Source organism: Asanoa sp. WMMD1127, assembly GCF_029626225.1.
Lineage (GTDB): Bacteria > Actinomycetota > Actinomycetes > Mycobacteriales > Micromonosporaceae > Asanoa.
This window is the reverse complement of the sequence record NZ_JARUBP010000001.1, coordinates 5859405-5884619: the sequence shown is the minus strand read 5'-3', so window position 1 is coordinate 5884619 and position 25215 is coordinate 5859405. Positions and strand designations below refer to the sequence as shown.

The 25215-nt window shown below is 73.9% G+C and carries 25 protein-coding genes; 17 read left to right on the top strand and 8 right to left on the bottom strand.

Annotated features, from left to right (window positions below; all coding sequences use genetic code 11):
• Positions 1-18 precede the first annotated feature (18 nt).
• Positions 19-3048, top strand: a complete 3030-nt coding sequence (locus O7635_RS28075; RefSeq protein WP_278083486.1) for a BTAD domain-containing putative transcriptional regulator — start codon at positions 19-21, stop codon at positions 3046-3048.
• 252 nt (positions 3049-3300) lie between these two features.
• On the opposite strand, the gene O7635_RS28070 is transcribed toward O7635_RS28075, so the two are convergent.
• Positions 3301-4884 carry a glycosyltransferase 87 family protein gene (locus O7635_RS28070; RefSeq protein WP_278083485.1) on the bottom strand — a complete coding sequence of 528 codons (1584 nt, stop codon included), beginning with the start codon at positions 4882-4884 and terminating at the stop codon, positions 3301-3303.
• A gap of 118 nt (positions 4885-5002) precedes the next feature.
• On the opposite strand from O7635_RS28070, the gene O7635_RS28065 reads away from it, so the two are divergent.
• From O7635_RS28065 to O7635_RS28035, 7 genes are all read left to right on the top strand, one after another.
• Positions 5003-6019, top strand: a complete 1017-nt coding sequence (locus O7635_RS28065) for a dihydroxyacetone kinase subunit DhaK (RefSeq protein ID WP_278083484.1) — start codon at positions 5003-5005, stop codon at positions 6017-6019.
• A gap of 7 nt (positions 6020-6026) precedes the next feature.
• Entirely contained in the window at positions 6027-6647 is a 621-nt protein-coding gene (locus O7635_RS28060; protein ID WP_278083483.1) for a DAK2 domain-containing protein, read from the top strand.
• 205 nt (positions 6648-6852) lie between these two features.
• Positions 6853-7449 (top strand): RNA polymerase sigma factor, encoded by a 597-nt coding sequence (locus O7635_RS28055; protein ID WP_347405306.1) that lies wholly within the window; start codon positions 6853-6855, stop codon positions 7447-7449.
• Positions 7442-8044: a hypothetical protein gene (locus O7635_RS28050; protein WP_278083482.1), complete on the top strand. Its 603-nt coding sequence runs from the start codon at positions 7442-7444 to the stop codon at positions 8042-8044. The genes O7635_RS28055 and O7635_RS28050 overlap by 8 nt, the downstream gene beginning before the upstream one ends.
• Before the next feature lie 148 nt (positions 8045-8192).
• Positions 8193-8693: a SigE family RNA polymerase sigma factor gene (locus tag O7635_RS28045; RefSeq protein ID WP_278083481.1), complete on the top strand. Its 501-nt coding sequence runs from the start codon at positions 8193-8195 to the stop codon at positions 8691-8693.
• The gene (locus O7635_RS28040) at positions 8690-10015 is read left to right on the top strand and encodes a hypothetical protein (RefSeq protein WP_278083480.1); all 1326 of its coding nucleotides are present in this window, start codon (positions 8690-8692) and stop codon (positions 10013-10015) included. The genes O7635_RS28045 and O7635_RS28040 overlap by 4 nt, the downstream gene beginning before the upstream one ends.
• Positions 10016-10067: 52 nt before the next feature.
• Positions 10068-10421: a hypothetical protein gene (locus tag O7635_RS28035; RefSeq protein WP_278083479.1), complete on the top strand. Its 354-nt coding sequence runs from the start codon at positions 10068-10070 to the stop codon at positions 10419-10421.
• A gap of 50 nt (positions 10422-10471) precedes the next feature.
• On the opposite strand, the gene O7635_RS28030 is transcribed toward O7635_RS28035, so the two are convergent.
• Positions 10472-10750, bottom strand: coding sequence for a hypothetical protein (locus O7635_RS28030; RefSeq protein ID WP_278083478.1), 279 nt, complete (start codon positions 10748-10750; stop codon positions 10472-10474).
• Between the two features lie 156 nt (positions 10751-10906).
• Positions 10907-13078, bottom strand: coding sequence for an MMPL family transporter (locus O7635_RS28025; RefSeq protein WP_278083477.1), 2172 nt, complete (start codon positions 13076-13078; stop codon positions 10907-10909).
• 120 nt (positions 13079-13198) lie between these two features.
• On the opposite strand from O7635_RS28025, the gene O7635_RS28020 reads away from it, so the two are divergent.
• The 9 genes from O7635_RS28020 to O7635_RS27980 all read left to right on the top strand — a co-directional run bounded on the left by O7635_RS28020 (position 13199) and on the right by O7635_RS27980 (position 20439).
• Positions 13199-13756, top strand: a complete 558-nt coding sequence (locus O7635_RS28020; RefSeq protein WP_278083476.1) for a TetR/AcrR family transcriptional regulator — start codon at positions 13199-13201, stop codon at positions 13754-13756.
• A gap of 88 nt (positions 13757-13844) precedes the next feature.
• Positions 13845-14618, top strand: coding sequence for an NmrA family NAD(P)-binding protein (locus O7635_RS28015; RefSeq protein WP_278083475.1), 774 nt, complete (start codon positions 13845-13847; stop codon positions 14616-14618).
• A gap of 50 nt (positions 14619-14668) precedes the next feature.
• Positions 14669-15598 (top strand): NAD(P)-dependent oxidoreductase, encoded by a 930-nt coding sequence (locus tag O7635_RS28010; protein ID WP_278083474.1) that lies wholly within the window; start codon positions 14669-14671, stop codon positions 15596-15598.
• Positions 15599-15712: 114 nt separating this feature from the next.
• Entirely contained in the window at positions 15713-16123 is a 411-nt protein-coding gene (locus O7635_RS28005; RefSeq protein WP_278083473.1) for a hypothetical protein, read from the top strand.
• A 12-nt stretch (positions 16124-16135) separates the two neighbouring features.
• Positions 16136-16738: a cell wall protein gene (locus O7635_RS28000; protein ID WP_278083472.1), complete on the top strand. Its 603-nt coding sequence runs from the start codon at positions 16136-16138 to the stop codon at positions 16736-16738.
• Between the two features lie 15 nt (positions 16739-16753).
• Entirely contained in the window at positions 16754-17581 is an 828-nt protein-coding gene (locus O7635_RS27995) for a MauE/DoxX family redox-associated membrane protein (protein ID WP_278083471.1), read from the top strand.
• 145 nt (positions 17582-17726) lie between these two features.
• The gene (locus O7635_RS27990) at positions 17727-18758 is read left to right on the top strand and encodes an LLM class flavin-dependent oxidoreductase (RefSeq protein ID WP_278083470.1); all 1032 of its coding nucleotides are present in this window, start codon (positions 17727-17729) and stop codon (positions 18756-18758) included.
• Between the two features lies 1 nt (position 18759).
• Positions 18760-19446, top strand: a complete 687-nt coding sequence (locus tag O7635_RS27985) for an NAD(P)-binding domain-containing protein (protein WP_278083469.1) — start codon at positions 18760-18762, stop codon at positions 19444-19446.
• Between the two features lie 69 nt (positions 19447-19515).
• The gene (locus tag O7635_RS27980) at positions 19516-20439 is read left to right on the top strand and encodes a hypothetical protein (protein ID WP_278083468.1); all 924 of its coding nucleotides are present in this window, start codon (positions 19516-19518) and stop codon (positions 20437-20439) included.
• Here the strand turns inward: O7635_RS27980 and O7635_RS27975 are convergent.
• Genes O7635_RS27975 through O7635_RS27955 form a run of 5 tightly spaced genes read right to left on the bottom strand, consistent with a single transcriptional unit; the run spans position 20436 to position 25192 of the window.
• Positions 20436-21275, bottom strand: a complete 840-nt coding sequence (locus tag O7635_RS27975; RefSeq protein WP_278083467.1) for an ABC transporter permease — start codon at positions 21273-21275, stop codon at positions 20436-20438. The two genes, O7635_RS27980 and O7635_RS27975, sit on opposite strands and share 4 nt — an antisense overlap.
• Complete coding sequence (locus tag O7635_RS27970) at positions 21272-22240, bottom strand: ABC transporter ATP-binding protein (protein WP_278083466.1); 969 nt, start codon at positions 22238-22240, stop codon at positions 21272-21274. Before O7635_RS27970 ends, O7635_RS27975 begins: the two co-directional genes overlap by 4 nt.
• Positions 22237-23316 carry a hypothetical protein gene (locus tag O7635_RS27965; protein ID WP_278083465.1) on the bottom strand — a complete coding sequence of 360 codons (1080 nt, stop codon included), beginning with the start codon at positions 23314-23316 and terminating at the stop codon, positions 22237-22239. The genes O7635_RS27970 and O7635_RS27965 overlap by 4 nt, the downstream gene beginning before the upstream one ends.
• Positions 23300-23899 (bottom strand): sigma-70 family RNA polymerase sigma factor, encoded by a 600-nt coding sequence (locus O7635_RS27960; protein WP_278083464.1) that lies wholly within the window; start codon positions 23897-23899, stop codon positions 23300-23302. The genes O7635_RS27965 and O7635_RS27960 overlap by 17 nt, the downstream gene beginning before the upstream one ends.
• Before the next feature lie 39 nt (positions 23900-23938).
• Positions 23939-25192: a M48 family metallopeptidase gene (locus O7635_RS27955; RefSeq protein ID WP_278083463.1), complete on the bottom strand. Its 1254-nt coding sequence runs from the start codon at positions 25190-25192 to the stop codon at positions 23939-23941.
• Positions 25193-25215: the final 23 nt, after the last annotated feature.

Here is a 25215-nt window from a genome sequence, read left to right as displayed (position 1 = left end):
GCCGTATGATGTCGCGCCATGGGTGATCAAGTTCGGTTCCGCCTGCTCGGGCCGGTGCAGGTGCGCGACGGCGCCGGCTGGATGCGGCTGGAGCGGCCTCGGCGGCGGGCCGTCTTCGCCTACCTGCTGCAGGCCGGGAGCCGGGCGGTGTCCACGAAGGAGCTCGGCGCCGCGATCTGGGGCGCCGCACCGCCGGCCACGGCCCGCACCCAGCTGCAGAACGACGTCGCCGCCCTGCGCAAGGAGCTGGCCGGCGCGCAGGTCACGATCGGGACCCGCGGCGGCGGGTACGAGCTGTCCACCGACCCGACCGACGTCGACGAGCGCGTGTTCCAGCGCCACCTGGCCCGGGCGACCGCCGCGGCCGGCCGGGGCGCCTGGACGGCCGTGGTCCGCCCCGCCCGCACGGCTTTGGGCCTCTGGACCGGTCCGGCCCTGGCCGACGTCGAGGCGCCGTACGCCGGGCCGGTGCGGGACCGGCTCGCCGCCCAACGGGCTGATGCGATCGAGGTGCTGGCCGAGGCGCGGATCCGGCTGGGCGCTCACGACGAGCCGATCGCGATGCTGCGCGAGCTCGTCGACACCGACCCCGAACGGGACCGGGCAGTGGCGCTGCTGATGCTGGCGTTGTTCCGCGCCGGCCGGCGGATGGACGCTCTCGCGGTGGTCCGGGACGTGCGGCGGCTGCTGCGCGACCGGCACGGGCTGGACCCGGCCTGGTTGGTGGCGGAGCTCGAGCGGCGGATCCTGCGCGACGATCCGGTGCTGCACGAGGGCGGGCTGCCGGCCGCGCCACCACCCTCGCCACCGCCCGCCCCGCCCGCGACGCCGGTCAACCAGCTCCCCCTCGACGTGCCCCTGCTGAGCGGGCGCGACAGCGAGCTGGCCGCCCTCGCCGCGCTCGCCGACGACCTCGCCGGGCCGCGGATCGCCCTGGTCACCGGCATCGCCGGGGTCGGGAAGACCGCGCTCGCCGTGCGGTTCGGGCACCGGCACGCCGCCCGCTTCCCCGGTGGCACGCTGTTCGTCGACCTGCGGGGCTACGACGCCCACGAGCAGCCGTTGGCGCCATTGGCCGCGCTGCACCGCCTGCTGGTCGCCCTCGGCGTGCCGCGCGCGGAGCTGCCGTCCGATGTGGACGAGGCAGCCGCCTCGTTCCGGGCCCGCACCGCCGCCAAGGGCTGCCTGGTCGTGCTCGACAACGCCCGATCCGCGGCCCAGGTGCGCGACCTGCTGCCGGGCGGCGGCGCGAGCTTCGTGTTGGTGACGAGCCGCGACACCCTGCCGGGCCTGCGGGCCAGCCACGCGACCGACCGCGTGCGCCTGCGGACGCTCCGGCCGCGCGACGGGCTCGACGTGCTCACCCGCGTGGTCGGCGCCGCGCGCGTCGCGGCCGAGCCGGCCGCGGCGGCGGACCTGGTCGAGCTGTGCGGCGGGCTGCCGCTGGCGATCCGGATCGTCGCCGCCAACCTCGCCGACGCCCCCGCCCAGCGGCTCGACGCCCAGGTCGGGGCGCTGCGCGCCCAGCGGCTGACGGCCCTGGACAACCCGGGTGACATGGCAGCCGGAGTGCGGTCGGTGCTGGGCTCGACCTATGCCGGGCTGCCGGAGCAGGCCCAGCGGGCCTTCCGGTTGCTCGCCGGCCTGCCGTTCGACGCCCTGCCGGTGGCGGCCGTCGCCGAGTTCGCGTCGAGCGCCGACATCGAGCGGCTGCGCGCCGTCCACCTCGTCGAGGAGCCAGCGCCCGGGCGGCTGGTGCTGCACGACCTGCCCCGGGCGTTCGGCGTCGAGCTGCTCGCCGACGATGCGCCGGACGCCCGGCGGGCGGCGGCGGCCGCGACGCTCGACTGGTTCCTGGACGGCCTCGACGCGGCCGGCCGCCGGCTCTATCCCGAGGCCGAGCCGCTGCTCGCGAGCGCCGTCGCGGCCCGACCGCCCCGAGTCGACCCGGGCGACCCGCGGTCCTGGCTCGCGACGGAGCGCGGCAACCTGCTGCGGGCGGTCGACGTCGCACGCGAGTCCGGCCTGGACGGTCTCGCCTGGCGGCTGGCGGCCCGGTTGCGGGGGTACCTGGCGGGCACGGCCGCCTGGCTCGACCTCGGGGCGGTGTCCGCCGCCGGCCTCGCCGCGGCCGAGGCCGACGACGCCACGCACGGCCGGGCGCTGCACCACCTCGGCCTGGGCGACGCCCAGCGCCGGCGCGGACGGCACTCCGACGCGACCGGCTCGTACGAGGAAGCGGTGCGGTTGGCCCGTTCGGTGGGCTGGCGGGAGGGCCAGGCCGTCGCCGTGGGCCACCTCGGTCTCGTGCACTCGCGGATGGGTGACGTGCCGGCGGCAGCCCAGTGCTTCCAGGAGGACCTGCGGCTCAGCGGCGAGCTCGGCTGGCGCAACGCGGAAGGCGTCGCCCTCGGCAACCTGGGCAACCTCGAGCACAACGCGGGCCGGCCGGTCGAGGCCCTGGCGCATTTCGAGCGGGCCGGCGACATCGCCCGCGAGACCGGGTCGAGCCGGCTGCTGGCGATGGTGACCTTCAACGCCGGCCTCTCCGCCCGGGACGCGGGGCAACTCGAGCTGGCGCGCACCCGGCTGGAGAGCGCCGCCGCCCTCCTCGACGAGCTGGGCCGCCAGGACACCGTGGCGCACGCGTACGCCGAGCTGAGCCTGCTCGCCGTCGAACGCTCCGACCTGGACGAGGCACGGCGCAGCGGACGGTTGGCAGCGGAGATCCGGGACCGGTCGCCCGGTTCCTTCGACCCGGTCGTGATCGGGCTGATCGAGCTGGCCGAGGCGGAGTTGGCGATCGCCGAAGGGCGACTGGAGCGGGCGCTCACCGTGCTGGCCGCCACGGAGCGGCGCAGCCGGGAGTGCGACCTGGCCTACCAGCGGGCCGAGGTGGCGATCGCCCAGGGCGTGGCGCTCGGCCGGCTGGGCCGGGCCGACGCGGCCCGCCAACGGATCGACGAAGGCCGCGCCCTGGCCCGGGAGCACGGCTTTCCCCGGCTCGACGAGCGGGCCGGGACCGCCCTGGCCGACCTCCCGCACTGAACCGCCATCCGGCCGCCATCCGTCTGCGATCTTGAAGACGGCCCTAACCCCGAGGTCACCGGGGTTCTGCCCCGATCTGAGGCGGCGGCCGCGCGCCGGCGGCTCTGTCGGACGACGGCGTTGTTCCCTAGGTTCGGCGTGGGCCGAGCGGGGGAGGCGGAAGCTGCCCGGCATCCGCCTGGCGCCGGTTCGGCCGGCGCGCCGGCCCGGACGCGTCGCCGGCGGGCTGTGCGGCGGGCGGGTTCGTCCTCCCTACCGCCCGCCGCGCGGCTCGCCGGCCAGGGCGGCCGCGGGCGTCAGCTCGCGGCGGTAACTGGCGATCTCGTTGCCGGCGGAGTCGTAGGCGACCAGGCGCCCGTGGGCGAGGCTGGCCGAACGGAACGAGAACACCCGACCAGCGTCCCAGAGCGGGAGCAACGGGATCTCGCGCGGCCGTCCGCCCGGCGCCGACCGGTATTCCAGCCGGGCCACGGCCGGGCCGACCACGCCGTTGACGCGTACCTTCGTCTTCTCGGCGACCACGCCGAAGCGGATCGACAGGTCACCGATGAACGCCGCGCAGCTCGTGTCGTCGCGGCAGACGTAGAAGTAGCGCGGGTTCGCGGTGTCGGCGAGCCGGTAGGCCTTGAAGGTCGGGTCGGCCGAGGCCGGCAGCGGCTGGACGGCGACCACGGCGATCGCCACGGCGGCCGCGCCCGCGAGCGTCCACCGGCGGGCCGTGCGGCGCGCGGCCGCGGCCGCAGCCGCACCGAAGCCGAGCACGCAGATGCCGACGGTGCCGAGGGCGCGGGCGTTCTCCAGCACGAACTGGACGCCCGGGGTCAGGGAGACGCCGGCCAGCACGACGCCGAGGGAGAGCACCATGGCGGCGAGCAGCGCGCCGCCGGCCGCCCGGTGCACCGCGCCGCGCGTGCCGATCAGCAGCATCGCGGCGAGCACCGGCCAGAGCTGGTGGTGCGTCCAGGAGACCGGCGACGCGGCGACGGTGGCGCAACCCACCAGCACGGCGGCCTTCGTCGAATGTCCATCATGGAACAGCCGGCGGGCCCGCAGCAACGCGGCGAGGCAGACGGCGCCGACGAGCGCGGCCCAGACGAGCGGCAGCGCCGCGGGTGGCAGCCCTAGGCGCAGGAGCATGCCCTGCACCGACTGGTTGCCCAGCGACGCGAGGTCGCCGATGCGTGCGGTCTCCAGCATCGTGCCGGTCCAGTAGGTCCAGCTCTCCCCCGGCAGCACCAGGGCAGCGACGGCCGCCGCGCCCACGAAGGCGCCGAACGCGCGAGCGGCGTCCCGACGGCGGCCGGCGGCCAGGAAGTAGACCACGAACAGCAGCGGCGTGAGCTTGACCGCGGCGGCCAGGCCGACCAGGCAACCTCGGTAGCGGGCCGGGGTCAGCCCGAGCGCGTCGACCAGGGCCAGCAGCACGACGAACACGCTCACCTGACCGAACCGCAGGTTGCTCTGCGCGGGCGCGGACAGCAGCAGGCCGCAGGCGACCGCGGCGACCACGTCGGGCCGACCCCGGCCGACCGCGGCCGCGATCGCGGCCAGCGCGGCGATCGTCGCGACCATCCACAGTGGCTGGAGCAGACCCTCCGGCACCAACGCGATCGGCCCGAGGGCCAGCGCGGCGAACGGAGGGTAGGTGAACGGGCCGCCGTTCTCCGCGACGTAGCCGTAGAGCGGTTGGCCGGAGCGCAGGTGCTCGACAGCGCCGTAGTAGATGTGCAGGTCGGAGAGGCGGTCCGGGCGGCGCAGGACGAGCGCGCAGGAGATCACCGCCACCGCGCCGAAGACGATCCAGAGCGCCACCGCCCGGCGGCCCGGCTGTCCCATGCCGGCAATCTAGCCACATTCCGCCCGTCGTGGGGGGAACGTGACGCCTCGCCGAGGCCCGGACGGCGGCCCGGGGCCCGTCGCATGATGGACTCACCGACCAGGAATCGAGAGGCCGATGGCGGAACCCTTCTATGCCTCCAAGTCCGAGTACGTCGACCGCGCCCTGCTCGGCTTCGCCCGCGACCACGCGGACATCGTGGAGCTGTCCACCGACCCGGTCTTCGTGCGGTCGGTCGACCGGCACCCGCGCCGGCAGGTGGGCCTGCTCTCCGGCGGCGGCTCCGGCCACGAGCCGATGCACGTCGGCCTCGTCGGGCGGGGCATGCTCGACGCCGCGGCGCCCGGCCGGGTCTTCGCCTCACCCCACAACCGCCAGGTGTACGAGGGGAGCCGCGCCGCTGCCGGACCGGCCGGCGTGCTGCACATCGTGAAGAACTACACGGGCGACCGGATCAACTTCGGCATCGCGGCGGAGCGGCTGCGGCACGACGGCATCCCGGTCGCCCGGGTGCTGGTCGACGACGACGTCGCGACCGAGAGCCAGCGGACCGCGACCGGACGCCGGGGCACCGGGGCCACCGTGCTCACCGAGAAGCTGCTCGGCGCCGCCGCCGACCGGGGCGCCGGACTCGACGAGCTGGTGGCGCTCGGCGAGACGGTCGTCGGCCGGTCGCGCAGCATCGCGGTCGCCTCGCTGGCCCAGACGTCGCCCGTCACCGGCCGGCCGGGGTTCGACCTCGAGCCCGGCCAGCTCGAGTACGGCGTCGGCATCCACGGCGAACGGGCGCAGCACACCATCCCGCGGCCGCCGCTGGAGGAGCTGGTCGAGCGGATGGTCGACGACGTGGTGAGCCACCTGCCCGGCGGCCGATCGGTGTTCCTGTTCGTCAACGGGCTCGGCGGCACCACGTACATCGAGCTCTACAACGTGTTCGCCGAGGCCGTCGACGCGCTCGCCGCCCGGGACATCGCGGTGGAGCGCAGCCTCGTCGGGCCGTACACGCCGGCGCTCGACATGAAGGGCTTCTCGATCACGCTCACCATGCTGGAGCCGACGATGGAGGCGCACCCCTCCGGCGGGTGGACGGCGCTGTTCGACGCGCCGGCCTGGACCGCGGGCTACCGGAAGTGAGGTCGCCATGCTGATGCGGCTCTACCTGTCGGCGGCGCAGGACGCGTACGGCGAGCTGACCCGGCTCGACCAGGCGGCGGGTGACGGCGACTACGGCGACAACCTGCGCGAAGGGCTGCGCGGCGCGGTGGGCCGCATCCCGGACGACGCGGACCTGGCGGCCGAGTTCGAGACCGCCGGCACGTACTTCCTGGACCAGGTCGGCGGCACCAGCGGGCCGCTGGTGGGGCTGCTCTTCACCGACGTCGGCGCCAGCCTCGAGCGGGGCGGCGACGACGACGCCGCCCTGGTCGCCGGCCTCGACGCCGGCACGGCCGCGATCTCGCGCGTCGGTGAGGCCAAGGTCGGCGACCGGACCATGCTCGACTGTCTCGGCCCCACCCTCGACGACCTGCACACCGCCCGGCCGCCGGTCGACTGGACGATGATCGCCAACCAGGCGTTCGACCACGCCCGCGCGACCGCCGAGCTGTCACCGCGGATGGGCCGCGCGTCGTACGTCGGCGAGCGCGCCGTGGGCACCCCTGACGCCGGCGCGATGGGGATGGCGCTGCTGTTCTGGGCACTCGCCGTCTACCGCGACCCCACCGCGCGTGACCGGCTGCCCGATCCCGGCCGACCGATGTGACATCCGTCCGCCGGCCGGCGCTCTTGATGTCGTGGGAGCTGCACGGCCCGGGGTCGGGATGAGCGGGCCCGCGACAGCCCGCCGGCGGGGCACTGGCGGGCGCCCCGGGTTGTGCGCCGGGCGCAGTGGTGGAATCGTCACCACGCGTCCGGCTTCCACTCGGGGAGGAGCGTTCCGTGCCGTCCGACCGCTGCCCCGCCATGCCGTGGTTCTAGCGTCCCGCCGTCCGTCGCCGCCCGAGCCCGGCGATCGCCCCGCGATCGACCCGCTGGCCGCGGCGCTGGCCGCCGCGCGCGCCGGCGACGAGACCGCGTTCCGCCTGGTCTACCGGGCCGTGCACCCGGGCCTGCTGCGCTACCTGCGGGTCCTGGTCGGCGCCGAGGCCGAGGACGTCGCGTCGGAGACCTGGTTGCAGGTCTGCCGCGACCTGCCGTCGTTCACCGGCGACCCGGCGGGCTTCCGGGCCTGGTGTGCCACCGTCGGCCGGCACCGGGCCCTGGACCACCTGCGCCGCGTGCGCCGCCGCCCGGAGACGGTGGCCGGCGAGGACCACCTGGCCACGCTCGCCGGCCCGGCCGACACCGCGCTCGCGGCGAGCGACGCGATCGCCACCGAGCGGGCGCTGGCGCTGGTCGCGACCCTCCCCCGCGACCAGGCGGAGGCGGTGCTGCTGCGCGTGGTGGTCGGGCTCGACGCCGAAAGCGCCGGCCGGGTGCTGGGCAAGCGCGCGGGCGCGGTACGCACGGCGGCCTACCGCGGGCTGCGCAAGCTCGCCGAGACACTGGAGCAACACCATGGCTGACCGCCTGCCGCCCGACGACGCGGAGCTCGAGCGGATGCTGCCGCCCGCGCTGGCCGCGGCGCTGCGGGGCCCGGCCCAGCCCGCGGAGCTGCGCGGCGAGGAGGCCGCGACGGCGGCGTTCCGCGCGGCCCGCGAGTCGTGGCCCACGCCGACAGCCGGCCGGCGGGCGCGGCTGGTCGGTCGGGCGCTCGCGATCAAGATCACCGCTGCCGGTGTCGTGCTGGCCGGCGGCGGGCTCGCGGTCGCCGCGGCGACCGGCACGCTGCCCGGCCCGCTCCCGGACCGGCCGGCCGGCGTCGACCCGGGCACACCGGGCCGCCCCGGCGGCGTGGTGAACGACCGCACGAGCGACGCGCCACCACCGCCGGTCCTGCCGCCGCCCACCGCGGTGCCACCGTCGGCGCCCGCCACGTCCGGCGGACCGGCCGGCGAGGGCAACGGGAACGGCTGGGGCCGCGGGCACGGCATCGGCAAGCCATCGAAGCCGGCGAAACCATCGAAGTCACCCAAACCGTCGAAGTCACCCAAGAAGCCGGAACCGCCCGGGCAGTCCAAGAAGCCGGATCACGCCACGCCGCCCGGTCACGCCGGCTGACCGGGTCAGGCGCGCAGGCAGGACGACGGCACCCTCCGAGTGGCCGCTGGGCACCGGCCGGCGCCGCCCGGACAATCCGCGCGGGCGTCGCAACGTTTCTGCCGCCGCTCGGGTCGTGTAGGTAGCGACGGCCTTCGGAGGGGTGCGGGTGGCGGATGACGACGGCGGGTTCCGGGAGTTCGTGGACCTGCGGTACGGCGAGCTGTTGCGGATCGCGTACCTGCTCACCGGCTCCGCCCACGACGCCGAGGACCTGGTGCAGACCGCGCTGCTGAAGGTCATGCGGCGCTGGCGGAGGATCGACGATCCGTTCGCCTACCTGCGGCGGGCCATGGCCAACCAGCACATCAGCGTGTGGCATCGGGTGCGCTCCCGCGAGGTGGTCGGCGCCGAACCGCCCGAGCACGGCGGCGACGATACGGCCGAGCGGGTCGTGCGCCGGCACGCGGTGCTGGCCGCCTTGCGCGACCTGCCGCCGCGTACCCGTGTGGTGGTCGTCCTGCGTTATCTCGACGACCTGCCCGAGGCCGAGGTCGCGGCGCTGCTCGGGTGGCCGGTCGGCACGGTCAAGAGCCATGCGTCGCGCGGGCTGGCCCGGCTGCGGGCCGCGCTCGGCGACCGCGAACTCACGAAGGGAACACAGCGATGACCGTGGACGAACGCGTCCGTGCGGCGCTGCAAGAGGTCGCGACGGACGTGCGGTCCGCGCCGGATCCCTACGGGCGCCTGCGGATCCGGCGGACCCGGGTGCGGCGGCGCCGGATCGCGGTGGCGGGTGCGGCGCTGGCGGTGGTCGCGGCCGTGACCGTCGCGGTGCCCCAGCTGCCCGAGGGCGACCCGACGATCGGGCGGACCGAGCAGCCGCAGGACATCCACGGCTGGGCCGAGCGGCTGCGGCTGAGTCCGGCGCGTGGCGCGGTCGGCGCATCCGATCCGCGCTTCGTCGCCGACCTGACCCGGCTGGTGGGCGAGCGGCAGCGGGCCGGGGCGTACCAGGGGGTGACCGACGCGGTCAGCGAGGTCAACGTCCTCTACGTCGACGACGTCGGCGCGGCCCGGGTGGCGTTCGTCGCGTTCCACCTCGCCGTGCCGGACCCGGTGACGGCGTGGGAGAACGCCAACGCGTGGCTGGTGGCCCGACCGGGCGCGTCGGCGGCGGAGCTGGCCGATCCCGCCGCTACGGCCGGCATCGGGGACGGGCTCGAGCCGTTCGAGGTGCGCTTCCAGCCCTCGAGCCCGGGTGCGGAGGCGTCCGCCGTCGCGGTCGGGCTGGCCCCGGCCGGATGCGTCGTGGAGTCCGCGCCACTGCCCGCCGTCGACACGTGGACGGCCGAGCCGACGGGGTCCTATGTGGTGCGTGACGCCGCGACCGAACGCGCGGAGTGGTGGCGCGTCGTGTGCGACGGCGTGGTCAAGGAGGAGCGGCCCGCGCCGACCGTGCGGGGCACCGAGCCGGTCACCGACGCCGAGCTCGAAGCGGCGGTGGTCGGTGCCCGTGGTCAGGTCGACCGGGAACAGGCGCGAGAGACCCTCGACGCCATGCGGACCAACGCCAACCAGACCACCGGCCCCGCCCGGGTGCTCTGGGGTGGCGTGCTCGACGGCGCGAAAGCGGCGGTCGTCACCACCCCAGGGGCCGGCGGGGGTTGGCACCTCAGGGTCGGGGTCGGCGACGAGGTCACAGGCACCTGGGTCGCCCAGGACCCGGCCGATCCGGACATCGTGCTGCCCGTGCAGTTCGGCGGCGGCGCCGACGTGCTGGTCCTCGTGCCCGACGGCGTCCGCACGGTGCGCGCCGTCCGCGACGGGACGGTCATCGACAGCGCCGACGTACGCGGCCGGGCGGCCACGCTGCTCGCTCCGGACGCGCCCCGTCTCACCTTCGAAGCCCTCGACACCGCCGGAGCGGTGGTAGGCACCGGAAAGGTCTCCGTGGATCCGCCGCCCCATCCGGACGTCGTGCCGTGGTGACAGGCTCTACACTGCGGCGATTGATCAACGCAGTGGAGAGGAACGCACGGGGATGAGTATGCGCGACAAGCTGGTCGCTCGGACGCAGCCGTTGCTGCCGGGCGAGCAGGTGCAACAGGTCTTCCTGGCGCAGTCCGGGGCGTCGCCCTGGCTCAGCGGGTTCGCCGGCCTGTTCGGTCAGGCAATGGTGCGGCGGCGGATCGTCGCCGTGACGGATCGGTCCATTGTGGTCTTCGCGACCGACTGGAACGGGACCAAGCCGCAGGACGTGGTGCGCCGCCTGCCCCGGCAGACGCGGATCGGCCCTGCGAAGGGCATCTGGGCGCGAATCAACGTCGGCGACGAGAAGACGTGGTCGCACGCCAAGTTCCGCAAGGAGATCCAGGCGGCGGATGCCGCGCTCTGAGGCGGGAGTGCCGATGTGGCGGTCCGGTTTCCCGGACCGCCACAGCTATCTCACGGCGCGGGCGTGGCCGCGGTGTCGGCCGGCTTGCGGGCGCCGAGGAAATAGGTGACGGCCACGCCGGCGATCGCCAGGACGATCTGCAGCGTGATTTCCTTCCATCCGTATTGCCGGTCGTCGCCGAAGATCAGCGCGAGCACCGCGGCGACGAGGGCGCCGGCCACGGCGAGCGCGGGGGCGAGCCAGATGGCGTTGGGCTGCCGGCCCCGCAGAGCCAGCCCACCAACCAGACCAATGACCACGCCGATGATGACGGCGAAGAGGAAATTCATGTCGGATACAGCCTTTCTCTTTCTCGAGGAGCCGATGACCTGATAGGTGTCCCAGGTTTCTCGACCGCTGTCAATGCATGCGATCGAGAAATCATCGGCCGGCTGCGCTCCGCATCCTTTCCTGTTCGGTCCGTCGTCAATCGACAGTGGACACCGTCATTCGTTGGCGGGCCGGCCCGCCAACGCGAGGTCCGGTTCGGCCGGCGCCGGTGGCCCGGTGTCGGTGTGGCCGGGCCACCAGGCGCGGCGGCCGACCAGCGCCGTGACGCTCGGCACGAGGAACATGGCCATCACGAACGCCGCGATGAGGATGCCGACCGAGACCGAGAAGCCCATCTCCATCAGGAACGCGATGCCGGCCAACAACATCGAGGCGAACGTGCCGGCGAGGATCAGCCCGGCCGCGGCCACGGAGGGGCCGCCGTGTTCGACCGCCAGATCCGCGGCGGTGCGGGGATCGTGGCCGAGCCGCGCCTCCTCGCGTAGTCGGGCGATCATCAGGATGTTGTAGTCGGTGCCGATCGCGACCACGAACAGGTAGAGGATGATCGGCAGCGTGAACGACAGGCCCGGTCGGCCGCCGATGCCCTGGAACGCGATGACCGTCGCGCCGAGCGTCGCGAAGAAGCCGAGCACGACAGCGACGATCAGGTAGAGCGGCGCGACCAGGCTGCGCAGCAGCAGCGCGAGGATCACGGCGATCAGCAGGCCGGCGACCGGGAAGATGACCCGCAGGTCGCGGTCGTTGGCGTCCTTGATGTCGGCGAACACCGAGCTGAGGCCACCCACGTAGGCCTGCGTGCCCGGCGGTGCCGCCGCGTGCGCCACGTCGCGCAGCTCACCGCCCGCGAGGTCGAGCGCCTCGTTGGAATAGGGGCTGCCGGCCAGCAACAGGTCGACGCGCGCGACCGTGCCGTCCGGGCTGACCGTGGCCGGGCTCCCGTCGGGGCCGGGCATGATGCTGCCGACGCCTGGCACGCCGCGCAGCTTGTCGGCGGCCGCGGTCAACGAGGCAGGGTCGATCCGCCCACCGTTGTCGGCCTTGAACACGATCTGGGTCGGCGCCAGCGCGCCGGCCGGGAAGCCCGCCTGCAGCGCCTCGTAGCCCTCGGCCGACTCGGTGCCGCTGGGCAGCTGCGCGTTCTGGTCGTAGTCGGTCTTCATGAACAGCGAGCCGACCGCCAGGCCGATCATCAGGCCGCCGGAGAGCACGGCGACCACCACCGGCCGGCGACCGGTGAACCGGCCCAGCCGCTGGAAGGTCGTGCCCTTCGGGGTGCGCTTCCAGCTCTTGGACGGCCAGAACACCGCCGTGCCGGTCAGCGAGACCACGGCCGGGACGAGCGTGACCGCCGCGAGGCCCATGATGACGACGGCGATCGCCAGCGCCGGGCCGAGGCTGCGGAACGCGCCGAACACCGCGAGCAGCAGCGCGAGGAACGCGATGACGATGGCGCCGGCCGCGGAGGCGATCACCTCACCGACCCGGTGCACCGAGGTGACCAGCGCGGGCTTCACCTGGTCGCCGGCGCGCAGGCGCTCACGGAAACGGAAGAGCAGGAACAGGATGTAGTCGGTGCCGACGCCGTACAGCACGATGGTCAAAATGATCTCGATCGACGGATCGGCGTCCATGCCGAACAGCTTGGCCATCGTCGCGATCAGGCCGGTCGAGACCGTGGTCACGACGCCGACCGTGACGATCGGCAGCAGGGCCGCCAGCGGGCTCCGATAGATGATCAGCAGCAGCGCGATGATCAGGATGAAGGTCGCGGCGCCGACGATGACCAACGCGTCGTTGAACGCGTCCTCGTTGTCGGCGTACATCGCGATGTCGCCGGTGACCAGGCGTTGCAGCCCGGTGTCGGCGAGCACCGGATCGCTGGCGGTGCGGATGTCGGCGATCGCCGCGGTCAACGTCGGGTCCTGCGGGTTGTCGCCGAGGCCGACGGTGACGAGCTGGACGAGCCGGTTGGGCGAGACCGCCTGCGGCGCGGTGACGGCGCCGGTCACCTTGGGGATGCCGGCCGCCGAGATCGTCTCGGCCAGCTTGCCCACGGTGGCCTGGTCGGCCTCGGTCAGCGGCCCGCCGTCGGCCCGCTTGACCACGATCGTCGCGGTGGCGCCGTCTGTGCGCCCGAACGCGCTCTGGGCGATCTCGGTCGCCTGGATCGACTCGTAGCGGCTCGGCAGGAACTCTGCCTGATCAGACGTCGTCACGTCGCCGAGCGACGGCGCGAAGGCGACCGTCGCGGCCGCGGCTATCAGCCACGCCCCGATGACCCACCATCGCTTGTAGACGACGAACCGCCCCAACCGTTCGAACATCGCTCCCCCAACCTGCCGCACGGTAGATGAGATCGTACGCCGCTGGCGCCGCCCCGCGCCGCCCCATATCCTCGCGGGGCGCGGCTGAGAGCCGGCTGAGTTGGCGTGACGAGGTGGCCCATGGACGTCAGCGGCGCGACGAGCGACCGAATCCGCGAGCAGGCGCTCGCGCTGTTCCTGGACCGCGGGTACGCCACTGCGAGCCTGCGCGAGATCGCCGACCGGGTGGGCATCACGAAGGCGTCGCTCTACTACCATTACCCGTCCAAACAGGACCTCTTGGTCGCGGTGGTCCGGCCGCTGCTCACGCAGTGGCACGACGTCGTCACGGCGGCCGAGGCCAGCCCGCACACCCCCGAGGACGTACGCCGGGTGCTCCGCCGCTGTGTCGACACGATGCTGGCCCACCGCGCGGTCGCCAACCTTTTCCTGCGCGACACCGCCGGCATCCTCCCCGCGTTGGCGCCGTTGATCGGCGACATCGTCGAGACCAACAGCCGGCTGCGCGACTGGCTCGCGGGCCCGGCGCCCACACCGGTGGCCCGGATCCGCGCGGTAGCGGTCATGGAACTGCTGCGCGCGGCCCTGACCGCCGGCGCGACCCTCGGCGACGTGCCGGACGCCCTGGTCCGCCGGACGCTGCTGGAGACGGCCGAGCTCGTGCTGACCGGGCCCTAGTGTGACCGTTGCCGGCGCCCGCGCCGCTGCCGACGCGGCGGTCGGCGGTGGAGGGCAGGCTGTAGGCGCCGAGTATGGGGAGGCGTGGATGAGGATCGCGGTCACCGGAGGCACGGGGCGCGTCGGCGGGCGGGTCGTCGAGCTGTTGACGGCGACGGGCGGGCACGAGGTGGTCGCGCTGTCGAGCCGGACGGCGCCGTACGACGATCCCGGCGCCCTGCGGGCCGCGCTCGACGGGGTCGACACGCTCGTGTTCGTGTCCAGCGACGGCGAGGCGGCCCGGGTGGTCGTCCACCACCGCAACGTGCTCGCGGCCGCCGCCGACCGGGGCGTCAGGCACGTCGTGCAGCTCAGCGGGCTCGACGTCGCGCTGGAGTCCCCGTTCTGTTACGCGTTCACCAACGGCGACACCGAACGCCTGCTGCGCGCCGGCGGGCAGCCGCACTCCGTCGTCCGGGCCGGGCTCTACACCGAGTTCGTCCTGGACCTCATGCGGCAGGTCGCCGCCGGCACCGGGTCGGTCGCGCTGCCGGCCGCCGCTGACGACCGCGTCAGCCTGGTCGCCCGCGACGACGTGGCCGCCTGCCTCGCCGCGCTCGCGCTCGGCGAGCCCACCGACTCGCACCACGACGTGACGGGGCCGGCCAGCCTGACGATGGCCGAGGTCGCCACGGCGGCCGGGTACGCGTACGCCGAGACCAGCCCGGCCGAGTTCGCCGCCGCGCTGGGCCGGCTCGGGGAGGAACAGTGGTGGATCTACGCGTACGCCTCGATGTTCGCGTCGGTTCGCCAGGGTCGCTGGGCGGCGACCGGCGACGCGGTCGAGAAGTTGACCGGTCGCCCGCCGATCGCCCTGGCCTGACGTGTTGAGTACCCGCCTCCACTGGGAATGCGGCTCGTGGAGGTGCGGACATGCGAGTCTTCGTTACCGGTGGGACTGGAGCGCTCGGCCGGCATCTTGTGCCGGCCCTGGTCGGTGCGGGCCATGAGGTCACCGCGACGACGCGGTCCCCGGACAAGGTCGAGGGGCTGCGCGCGGCGGGCGCGGAGCCGGTGGTCGTCGACGCGCTCGACCGGGAGGCGGTGATCAGCGCCGTGCTCGAGGCCGAGCCGGAGGTGATCGTGCACCAGATGACCGCCCTGTCCGACATGCAGAGCCTCCGCAAGCTCGACGAGGAGTTCGCGGCGACCAGCGAGCTGCGTACCCGCGGCACCGACAACCTGCTGGCGGCCGCGGCCGAGGCCGGCACCCGCCGGGTCGTGGCACAGGGCCACAACTTCATCTACGAGCGCTCGGGCGGCCCGGTGAAGACCGAGGAGGACCCGCTCGACCAGCGACCGGTGCGGTCCGCGGCGCAGGCGATGGCGGCGATCCGGTACGTGGACGACGTCGTGCCCAACACGGTGCCGGAAGGAATCGTGCTGCGGTACGGCACGTTCTACGGCGGGAACCCCGACGCGGATCCGATGGTGAGCGCCGTGCGGAAGCGGCAGATGCCCGTGGTCGGCGGCGGCACCGGGGTCTGGTCGTTCATCGAGACCGGCGACGGCGCCGCCGCGACCCTCGCCGCCATCGAGCGCGGCGAGCCCGGCGTCTACAACATCGCCGACGACGACCCGGCCCCGGTCAAGGAGTGGCTGCCCTACCTCGCCGAGGTCGCCGGCGCCAAACCGCCCCGGCACCTGCCGGCCTGGCTCGCCCGGCCGCTCGCCGGCGAGTTCGTGGTCACGCAGATGACGGAGGCCCGCGGGGTCTCCAACGCGAAGGCCAAGCGGGAGCTGGACTGGCGGCCCCGCTTCCCCAGCTGGCGGGACGGCTTCCCGGCCTGGGTCGGCTCCTGATCCTGACGCTGCGGTAGGAAAACTTCATCGAAGTCGTTGACTTCGTCGCTTCCTTTCAAGGATGGTTGTCAATATTGATGACCGTCGCTCTAGTTGAGCGTGGAAGGAGGCACCATGGCGGCAATCATCGGAGAGATGTCCTGGTTCTGCTGCGGCAACGCCTGGGGCCCGTGCGGCTCGGTCGGCCGCGGGGCCTGCGGCACCTGCAGCTCGGGCAACTACCAGCACGCCTGGCCGAACGCCTCGGCCGCCTGCTTCACCATCACCCGGCCGGACAGCTGCGGCGTAAGCATGGCCCGGCGTGGCTGCGGTTTCCGGCACTACACGACCAACCGGTGCAACGGGGCGCGGGTCGGCACCACGATCGCCGACTGCGGCCCGCAGACCGACCTCTTCTGCGGCGAGCGCAGCTGCTGCGGATCGGCCTGCGGCTCCAACCGGATCATCGACCTGACTCCGGCGGCGTACAGCGTGATCGCCAGCCTCTCGTCGGGTCTGCGCCCCTGCTCGGTCGACGTGGTGTGACAGGAGGTCCCGATGTCCAACAGGATTGACCGGCGGCGGCTGCTCAGCACCGCCGTGCTCGGCGGCGCCGGCCTGGTCGGCGCGACCACACTCGGCTCGCTCGCCCCCGAGGCGGCCTTCGCGGCCGAGGCGCAACAGATCGAGCCCGGCGCTCCGGACCCCAACTTCGCCGAGGGCCGGATCAGCAAGATAAGCGGCAACACGTTGCTGGCCAACGGTTCCGACGGCGTGCTGCACTCGATCCACGTCACCAACGGCACCAGCATCTGGAAGCTCTATCCCACCACCTTCGACCAGGTTGCTGTCGGCGACGGCCTCTACGCGCGCGGCGTCCGGCTCGCCGACGGCACCCTGGCCGCGGACTCGATCTGGGTCAACATCGTCAACCTGCATGCCCACATCGCCGCGGTGGGCCGCAACCTGCTGCACCTTGACCACAAAGGACAGCGGATCGTCGCGCACGTCGTACCCGGCCTGTCGGCGGCCGTCTACAACAGCACCCCCGCGGTCTCGGACCTGTCGCTGCTCAAGGTCGGCCGGCACGTGCAGGTGCTGGGCGCCTGGCACCCCGACACCAACGAGATCTCCATCGCGACCGTCTACGCGGCGGCCTGACCGATGATCGCGGCCTTGCAAACCCTGGTCGTCGGCGCGGTGCTGCTGTGGGCGGCGCGCGTCAAACTGTTCAGCCGGCACGCGGAGGCCAGCGCCCGACGGTCGGCGCTGACCCGGCTGGTCGGCCCGTCCCGCGCCCTGCCGGCGTACCGCTTGTTGGGCGGCGTCGAGCTCGTCGTCGGCGCGTCGCTTCTGCTGCCTCCGCTGGTCGCGCTGGAGGGATACGCGGCGACGGCGCTGTCGGTGGGCTTCCTGGGCTATCTGGTGTACGCGCGACGCGCGGCCCCGGACGCTTCGTGCGGCTGCCTGAGCGCGGCGTCGGCCCCGGTGTCGGGCCGCAGCATCGCCCGGGCCGGTGTTCTGGTGCTGGCGAGCGCCGTCGCCGCTTCGTCGACCACCGGTTGGTACGACGTCCTCGCGGCACACCCGCTCCGCGGAACCGCCGTGGTGGCGGCGTCGCTGGCGGTCGTCGTCTCGCTGTCGCCGGAGCTGGACCACCTGTGGCTGCTGCCCCTGCGGCAGGCGTGGGCGGACGTGACCCATCCGCTGCGTGGCGGGTCGGGCGTGCCGCTGCTGCGGTCGATGCAGCAACTGCAGCAGAGCGCGGTGTTCCGCCGGGTGGGCGCGCTGGTCAACTCGGACGTGCGCGAGCACTGGGACGAGGACGACTGGCGGATGATCTGCTACGCGGCCCGCTACCAGGGTCGGGCGGCGACGGCGGTGTTCGCGGTGCCCCTGTCCGCGTACACCCCGGAAGCGGTCCGGGTGGCGCTCGTCGACGACACCACCGGCGCCACCCTCCTGTCCCTGCGGGACACCGACCTCCTGGCCGCACAGCATTAGCACCAGCTGTCACGGGGGTCACCATCGGCGGTGATCCCCGTGGCCCGCCTGACGCCACCGGAATAACGGCCCACCCCTCTTCGTTGACGCGTCAAGTATCGGAGCTAGACTGATTGACGAGTCAAGTACTTAGGGGTGGCGCGCGATGACCGACCTGATTCTCGGCCTCGACACGTTCGGCGACGTGCCGGTGGACGACGCCGGCCAGCTGGTGTCCTACGGCGCCGCCATTCGGCAAGTGGTCGACGAGGCCGTGCTGGCCGACGAGCTCGGCGTCGACGCGATCGCGCTCGGCGAGCACCACCGCCCGGAATACTCGATCTCCACGCCGGAGACCGTCCTCGCCGGCATCGCCGGTCGCACCAGGCGCATCAAGCTCGGCTCCGGCGTCACGGTGCTCAGCTCCGACGACCCCGTACGCGTGTTCCAGCGCTTCGCGACCCTCGACGGGCTCTCGGACGGCCGGGCCGAGGTGATCCTCGGACGCGGCTCGTTCACCGAGTCCTTCCCGCTGTTCGGCTACGACCTGGCCGACTACGACAAGCTTTTCGAGGAGAAGCTCGAGCTGTTCGTGAAGCTTCTCGACGAGAAGCCGGTCACCTGGAGCGGCACCACCCGCGCGCCGCTGCAGAACGCCGACGTGTTTCCCAAGACCGACTCCGGTCGGCTGGCCGCCTGGGTCGGCGTCGGCGGCTCGCCGCAGTCCGTGGTGCGCACGGCCCGCTACGGGCTGCCGCTCATGCTGGCCATCATCGGCGGCGCGCCTGAGCGGTTCGGGCCCTACATCGACCTCTACCGCCGCGCCGCCGACCAGCTCGGGACCGTCGCGCACCCGGTCGGCATGCACTCGCCCGGGTTCGTCGCCGACACCGACGAGGAGGCCGTCGAGCGCTACTACGCGCCCTACAAGGTGATGCGCGACCGGATCGGCGCCCAGCGCGGCTGGCCACGGCTGCGCCGCGAGGAGTTCGAGTCCGAGGTGGCGCACGGCTCCCTCTACGTCGGCTCGCCGGAGACGGTGGCGCGCAAGATCGCGCGGGCGGTCAAGGCGCTCGGCGTCGGCCGGTTCGACATGATCTACGGCGCCGGGCCCGCGTCGGCCAGCGCCCGGATGCGCGCGGTCGAGCTGTTCGGCGGCAAGGTGGCGCCCATGGTCCGCGACATGGTGGCGGGTTGAGATGACCACCATCGGCATCATCGGCGCCGGCAAGGTCGGCACGGTTCTCGCGCGGCTGGCGGTCGCCGCCGGCTATGACGTCGTCATCGCCGGCTCGGGCGACCCGGGCAGGATCGCGCTGGTCGTCGAGATCCTGGCGCCGGGCGCGGTCGCGGTGACCTCAGCCGAGGCGGCGGAACGGGCCGACGTCGTCATCCTCGCCCTGCCGCTCGGCAAGCACCGCGCGCTCCCGACCGAAGCGCTGCGCGGCAAGCTGGTCATCGACGCGATGAACTACTGGTGGGAGGTCGACGGGATCCGCGCCGACCTCACCGATCCGCTCACCTCGTCCAGCGAGATCGTGCAGGCGTTCCTGCCGGAGTCGCGGGTGGTCAAGGCGTTCAACCACATGGGCTACCACGACCTCGAGGACGGCGCCCGCCCCACCGGTGCGCCCGACCGCAAGGCGATCGCGGTCGCCGGCGACGACCCGGCCGCGGTGGCCGCCGTGGCGGAGATCGTCGACGCGCTCGGCTTCGACCCCGTCAACGCCGGCGGCCTCGCCGAGGGCATGCGGATGGAGCCCGGCACGAGCGTGTTCGGCGCCAACACCGACGCGGCCGACATCCGGGCGATGCTCGACGACTTCCCGAACTCCGACCGCGGCCGGGTCGTCGCCGAGGCACGGTCGGCCGCGGTCACCGGCTGAGCACTTCTGCCGGTCGCAGCGTCGGAAGGGTGACTGTGGACAGTCCGCCCGTCCCCCACGCTGTCGCACATGAGAAGGGTCTGCGCCGCCGCGCTCGGCGCGTTGCTCGCCATCGTCGTGCCGACCGCCGCGACCGCCGCGCCGCAGCCGACGCCCAACCAGGCCTACTGGCTCGACGACAACGTTCTGCGCTACGAGGGCGGGATCGGCAAGACCAACGCCGTCACGGTGACCAACTACGGCCGGCTGCCGGGTGTCACGCAGTGGCTGATCGACGACAGCAGCCCGATCGTGGCCGGCGCCGGCTGCGCCACCGTCACCGGTGACAACACGAAGGTCGTCTGCACCGAGCAGGACGACACCATCTCCTGGTTCGGCGTCTACCTCGGCGCCGGCGACGACACGATCGTCTTCGACGCCTTCTTCGACACGTACACCCGGATCCGCGGTGGTCCCGGCGACGACACCATCACCATCGCCGACGACGCCGACCCCTACGTCGAGGCGTACGGCGGGGACGGCGACGACGTGATCACGCGTACGGCCGGCGACAGTTTCGTCCGCATCGACGGCGGCGCCGGTGCCGACGATCTGTGCGCGGTGGGCGGCTACGTCAGCTACGCCGACCATCCGGCAGGGGTGTTCGTATCCGTCGGCGGCGGGCCGGCCGGGGACGACGGGATGCCGGGCGAGGGCGACACCGTCTGCGGCGGGATCGCGGGACTGACCGGTAGCGCGCACGACGACGGGCTCGTGGCCGGGGCCGGCCAGGTGAGCCTGACCGGCAACGCCGGCGCCGACGTGCTGATCGGCGGCCCGGCCGACGACACCCTGTTCGGTTACGGCGGCGACGACCTGCTGTTCGGCTACGGCGGCGCCGACTGGCTCGTCGGCGACGCCGGCACCGACACCCTCAACGGCGGCGCCGGCGCCGGCGACCGCTGCGACTTCGACGGCGTCGACACCGTCACCGGCTGCGAGGACCTCTACTAGAGATCGCGGCGGCGGAACGAGAGGGCGGCCAGGCCGAGGATCAGGGCCACCCAGAGGATCGCCCACGCGCCGTACACCGGGGTCAGCGAAGCGTCGCTCATGAACGGGTGGCCCCGCATGCCCGGGCCGAGGCCCAGCAGCGCCGACGGGTCCTGGATCGCGTTCATCGCGCCGCGCCACAGGCCGTCGGTGGGCAGGATGACGCGGGAGACCGTGCCGATGCGCTCGACGCTCGCGTTGCCGAGCGCCTGCCCGACCCCGCCGACGACGCCGGCGATCCAGGTCGCGCCGAACAGTCCGACCGCGACGATGCCCGAGGCCATCGGCGAGATGACGGTGGACAGCAGGAGGCCGAGGGTGAGCAGCGCGGTGGTCTGGGCGGCCAGGAGCAGCAGGCCGAGCACCGGTCGGGGCGGCCAGTAGTCCATCGTGATCCAGACGATGAGGAACTGGGCGAGCCCGGCGACCGCGACGAACCCACTGCCGAACACGGCGAGGCCCAGCCACTTGCCGACGAGCACCGCCGACCGGCGTACCGGCCGGGCCAGCATCGCCAGCGCCGTGCCGGACTCCATCTCGCCCGCCATCGTCGGGCCGGCGAGGAACGCGGTGCCGAGCGCGGCGATCAGGCTCAGGCCGAACATCACCAGGTTGAGCACGATCGACGAGGCGATCCGGGCCTCGCCGCTGGTGAGCCCGCCGAACTCGGCGTCCAGCCGGTAGAAGCCCCACGCGCTCAACCCGAGCAGCAGAACGGTCATCACGGCGAGGGCGCGCAGCACCTTGCGGCGGGCGGCCTCCCGCAGCGTCAGGGCGGCGACGGTGAGGACGGTCATCGGTTCTCCTCGTGCTGGCCGGTGCGCAGGATGTCGAGCAGCCGCTCCTCGAGGCTGATCCGGCCCGGCTCGACCGCGTGCACCCGCACCCCGAGCCCGACCAGATCGGCCACCAGATCCGGGACGACCGCCGGATCCGTCTCGGCCGGCAGCTCGACGGTCCAGTCGTCGCCGTCGCGCGCCACCCGACCCGCCGCCGCGAGCCGCTCCTCGGCCACAGCGTCCACTTTGTCCAGACGGAGCCGCAGCTCGCGCTGGCCCAGCAGCTCCGCCAGCGTGCCCGCGGCCGCGATCCGGCCCTTGTCGAGGATGACCACGCGGTCGCAGACCCGCTCGACCTCGCCGATCAGGTGCGAGTTGAGCAGCACGGCCACGCCGCGGGCCCGCAGCGAGAGCAGCAGGTCGCGCACGTCGGCCCGGCCCAGCGGGTCCAGCGCGCTGGTCGGCTCGTCGAGCACCACGAACTCGGGCCGGGCCACCAGCGCGACCGCCAGCCCGAGCCGCTGCTGCATGCCCTTGGAGAAGCCGCCGACCCGGTCGCCGGCGCGGTCCGCGAGGCCCACCAGCTCGAGGCATTCCATCCGCTCCGCCACGGGTACGGTGGCCCCGGCCAGCCGCACGTGCAGCGCGAGCACCTCGGTGGCGCTCAGCCACGGCTGATAGCGGAACAGCTCCGGCAGGTAGCCGACCTTGGCCCGGGCGCGGGGGTCGCCGGCCGGCCGGCCGAGCAGCAGCACCTCCCCCGCGTCCGGCCGAACGAGCCCGAGCAACATCTTGATCACCGTGGTCTTGCCGGCGCCGTTGGGGCCGAGCAGGCCGACCACCTCGCCCCGGCCGACGGTGAACGAGACGTCGTCGACCGCCGTCCGCTTCCGGTAGCGCTTGCGCAGGCCCGAGGCCCACACCGCGGCCGTCGGCGGCAGCTCCGCGAGCATCGTGTCGAGCTGCGCCTCCCCCGCCGTCAACGGGACCCCAGCGCACGCGCTACGGCCAGCACCTCGTCGGTCCGCAGCGGGCCGGCGACCACCGTGGCGACCGGACCGTCGAGCCAGACCACGGCCGACAGCGTCTCGTCACGCGAGCTGAGCACCGTGGCCGGCAGGCCGCCGACCTCGGCCGTCGACGTCTTCATGTGCTCGACCGAGGTGAACAGCGGCAGCGTCGTGCCGTCGGCCGAGAAGTTCCGCAGCTGCGCCGCGACGTTCGCCGGCAGGATCGGCAGCGACAGCAGATAGTCGCGGGCGGTCCCGAACGGCACACCGGTGGAGTACGCCGTCGGCGCCACCGCACGCGCCACCACGAGGCCGGGCGTCGGGCGGTCGGCCGACCAGACCGCGGCGAGGCCGGGGCCGGCGGTGAGCCGGAACTGGCTGCCGTCGAGACCGGGCGGCGGAGGCGGCAGCGTGTGCCCCTTGGCCCGGGCGGTCTGCTCCGCCTTGGCGGCCCGGTAGGTGAACAGCGCGCTGGCCCGCGCACCGACGTGGTAGCTGGGCTCGCCCGAGACCCCACGTGGCAGGCTCGCCACCGTGGGCACGGCCAGCCCGCTGACCTTGGCCGCCTCGTCGGCGCCGGTCGCCGGCCGGATGCGGACCGGCTCGGTGACCACGAGGTCGCCGAACTCGTCGAGCTCGGGGATCTGGATCAGGTCGGCCTCGGGCGCGGTGACCGGCGCGATCGCCTCGGTGCGGAAGACCTGCAGCCAGTCGCCGGCGGCCGCGGCGCCGGCCCCGACCAGCACGACCGCGACGCCGACGCCGGCCGCGACCGGGCTGCGCAGCAGGGTCCGCCAGCGGCGGGCGGGGCGGGCCGTGGCCCGGGGGCGCTCGGCGGTGGCCGCGGCGCTCAAGCGCTGCCAGCCGGCGTCGACGTCGGCGGTGACGTCGGCGCCGAGGGCGGTCGCGACCGCCGCGGCGTCCCGCTGGATCGCGGCGAGGGTGGTCCGGCACGACGGGCAGTCGGTCACGTGGGCGCGGTCGGCGTCGGCGACCCCGGCCGGCTCGTCCAGCAGCCGGCGCAGCGTGCCGTCATTCGGATGACGCATGGCGCTTCAACTCCTCGCGAAGGGCGGACTCGGCGCGCCGGACGGTGGTGCCCACGCTGCCGGGTGAAAGGTCGAGGGCGGCGGCGACCTCGGCGTAGCTCAGGCCGCTGTGCCGCAGGATGAGGGCGGTGGCCTGCCGGCGGGGCAGGCGGGACAGCGCCGCGCGTACCCGCCGGCGCTCGTCGAGGGTCACCACCGCGTCGGCGACGTCGGGCTCGGCGCCGTGCCCGTTGCTGACGGCGACCTCGCGGGCCGCGCGGCGCCGGTGGGTGCGCAGGTGGTTGAGGGCCGTGTGGGCCGCGGCCACGGAGAGCCAGCCCATCGCCTCGGCTGCCGGCACCGCCGACCGGCCGAAGGTCAGGAACACCTCCTGGGCCACGTCCTCGGCCTCGCTGCGGGAGCCCAGCACCCGGGCCGCGACGGCCACCACCCGCGGGTACGCGGAGCGGAACACCTGTTCGAGATCGCCCCGGACGGCCTCCCGGCTCGACGGACTCGACACCGAACCGCCCTTCCGACCGGTGCGCCGGGCGCCTCCGGCCAGCGTGATCGGCAGTGCGCTCCCCTGCCCTTCGACGTCCACATCTGGAGAGCACCGCCGCCACCGAGTATGTGACACCCCCTACGCGTAGGTGGCTTCCCGGCGGAACGCCTCCTGGAGCGCGGACAGCTCGGCGTCGATCTTCTCGGCCCGGGCGGGGGTCAGGGTGACGGCCGGGGTGAGGTGGGTCCGCTCGCGGAGCATCCGGGACCGCAGCCCGGCCGGCGGGTGGGTGGCGAACAGCGACGCGTCGTCCCGGACGGAGAGCTGGAGCCTTGCGGCGGTACGCGGGCCCCCGCGCAGGCCGCTCCCGGCGACCGACGACCGCCAGTCCGCCGGGCCGAGTCCGACCCGCGCGTCGCGGCGGATCAGCATGTGCACTACGTCGCCGGCCGCCATGATCTCCATCAGCGTGCTCGTGGCCGTGCTCCCGCCGACCCGCGCCGCGATGCCGTCGGCCTGGTACTCGGCCCGCTGCCCGTCGCGCAGCCCGATCCAGAGCAGCACGACCTGGCCGAGGAGCAGCAGGTTGCTCAGCACGTGCAGCACGCCCCGGGCGGCCAGCTCCGCCAGGATCACCAGCACGTTGCCGCCCGGAGACTCGTACCCCGGGCGGATCAGCATCGCGGCCTCGCCGAGCATCCGCAGGGCCGGCTGCGCCAGCATCGACCGGCGGCCGTCGCCGTTGACGAAGTGGCCGAACTCGTGGCCGAGCAGGGCGACCCGCTCCTGCGGTTCGAGCACGGCCCAGAGCGGCAGGCCCAGGCAGAGCACCCGCCTGCGGCGGAAACCGACGGTCGTGGTGTACGCGTTGACCTCGTGATCGACCAGCACGGTCGGCGGCGTGGTCGTCCCGACCGCCGTGGCCACCTCGTCGAGAAGGGCGAACAGGTGCGGCGCGTCGTCCCTCGTGATCTCGTCGCCGTCCAGGTCGGTCAGGCGGCCCAGCCGGGGGCGGAGGATCCAGGCCACCGCGAGCAGGACGGCGCCGGGCACGAGCCACCAGCTCGGGAAGCCGCGGGCGATCAGCAGCACGCCGCCCACCACGAGGGCCAGGAAGACGGCCAGCAGGATCACCGAGACGGTGCCGATCACGACGCGCGGCAGGGTGGCCCGCTGGGCGAGGTCGGCTTTGACCAGGTCGGCGTACTGGCCGTGGGCCAGGCGGAAGGCCAGCCGGTGCAGCCGCCGGTCGACCCAGCGCCAGCCCAGCTCGGGGGCGCGGCGGTCCTGGTCGAAGGCGTCCAGGTTCCACTCGCAGCGGGGGCACCAGGGCGCGGCGCGGTCCAGGGTGACGGTGGTCGTCAGGCAGCGGGGGCAGGTCTCGGCGCTCATCGTCGCGAGATCCTCCACCGGTT

Excerpts from the sequence above, each read along its gene's own strand:
- O7635_RS28065 (WP_278083484.1), top strand. The coding sequence starts at position 5,003 with ATGGCGGAACCCTTCTATGCCTCCAAGTCCGAGTACGTCGACCGCGCC.
- O7635_RS28035 (WP_278083479.1), top strand. The coding sequence starts at position 10,068 with ATGAGTATGCGCGACAAGCTGGTCGCTCGGACGCAGCCGTTGCTGCCG.
- O7635_RS27980 (WP_278083468.1), top strand. The coding sequence starts at position 19,516 with ATGAGAAGGGTCTGCGCCGCCGCGCTCGGCGCGTTGCTCGCCATCGTC.
- O7635_RS28040 (WP_278083480.1), top strand. The coding sequence starts at position 8,690 with ATGACCGTGGACGAACGCGTCCGTGCGGCGCTGCAAGAGGTCGCGACG.
- O7635_RS28030 (WP_278083478.1), bottom strand. The coding sequence starts at position 10,750 with ATGAATTTCCTCTTCGCCGTCATCATCGGCGTGGTCATTGGTCTGGTT.
- O7635_RS28010 (WP_278083474.1), top strand. The coding sequence starts at position 14,669 with ATGCGAGTCTTCGTTACCGGTGGGACTGGAGCGCTCGGCCGGCATCTT.
- O7635_RS28025 (WP_278083477.1), bottom strand. The coding sequence starts at position 13,078 with ATGTTCGAACGGTTGGGGCGGTTCGTCGTCTACAAGCGATGGTGGGTC.
- O7635_RS28060 (WP_278083483.1), top strand. The coding sequence starts at position 6,027 with ATGCTGATGCGGCTCTACCTGTCGGCGGCGCAGGACGCGTACGGCGAG.
- O7635_RS28005 (WP_278083473.1), top strand. The coding sequence starts at position 15,713 with ATGGCGGCAATCATCGGAGAGATGTCCTGGTTCTGCTGCGGCAACGCC.
- O7635_RS27985 (WP_278083469.1), top strand. The coding sequence starts at position 18,760 with ATGACCACCATCGGCATCATCGGCGCCGGCAAGGTCGGCACGGTTCTC.
- O7635_RS28050 (WP_278083482.1), top strand. The coding sequence starts at position 7,442 with ATGGCTGACCGCCTGCCGCCCGACGACGCGGAGCTCGAGCGGATGCTG.
- O7635_RS27965 (WP_278083465.1), bottom strand. The coding sequence starts at position 23,316 with ATGCGTCATCCGAATGACGGCACGCTGCGCCGGCTGCTGGACGAGCCG.
- O7635_RS27975 (WP_278083467.1), bottom strand. The coding sequence starts at position 21,275 with ATGACCGTCCTCACCGTCGCCGCCCTGACGCTGCGGGAGGCCGCCCGC.
- O7635_RS28020 (WP_278083476.1), top strand. The coding sequence starts at position 13,199 with ATGGACGTCAGCGGCGCGACGAGCGACCGAATCCGCGAGCAGGCGCTC.
- O7635_RS28070 (WP_278083485.1), bottom strand. The coding sequence starts at position 4,884 with ATGGGACAGCCGGGCCGCCGGGCGGTGGCGCTCTGGATCGTCTTCGGC.
- O7635_RS27990 (WP_278083470.1), top strand. The coding sequence starts at position 17,727 with ATGACCGACCTGATTCTCGGCCTCGACACGTTCGGCGACGTGCCGGTG.
- O7635_RS28015 (WP_278083475.1), top strand. The coding sequence starts at position 13,845 with ATGAGGATCGCGGTCACCGGAGGCACGGGGCGCGTCGGCGGGCGGGTC.
- O7635_RS28000 (WP_278083472.1), top strand. The coding sequence starts at position 16,136 with ATGTCCAACAGGATTGACCGGCGGCGGCTGCTCAGCACCGCCGTGCTC.
- O7635_RS28075 (WP_278083486.1), top strand. The coding sequence starts at position 19 with ATGGGTGATCAAGTTCGGTTCCGCCTGCTCGGGCCGGTGCAGGTGCGC.
- O7635_RS27955 (WP_278083463.1), bottom strand. The coding sequence starts at position 25,192 with ATGAGCGCCGAGACCTGCCCCCGCTGCCTGACGACCACCGTCACCCTG.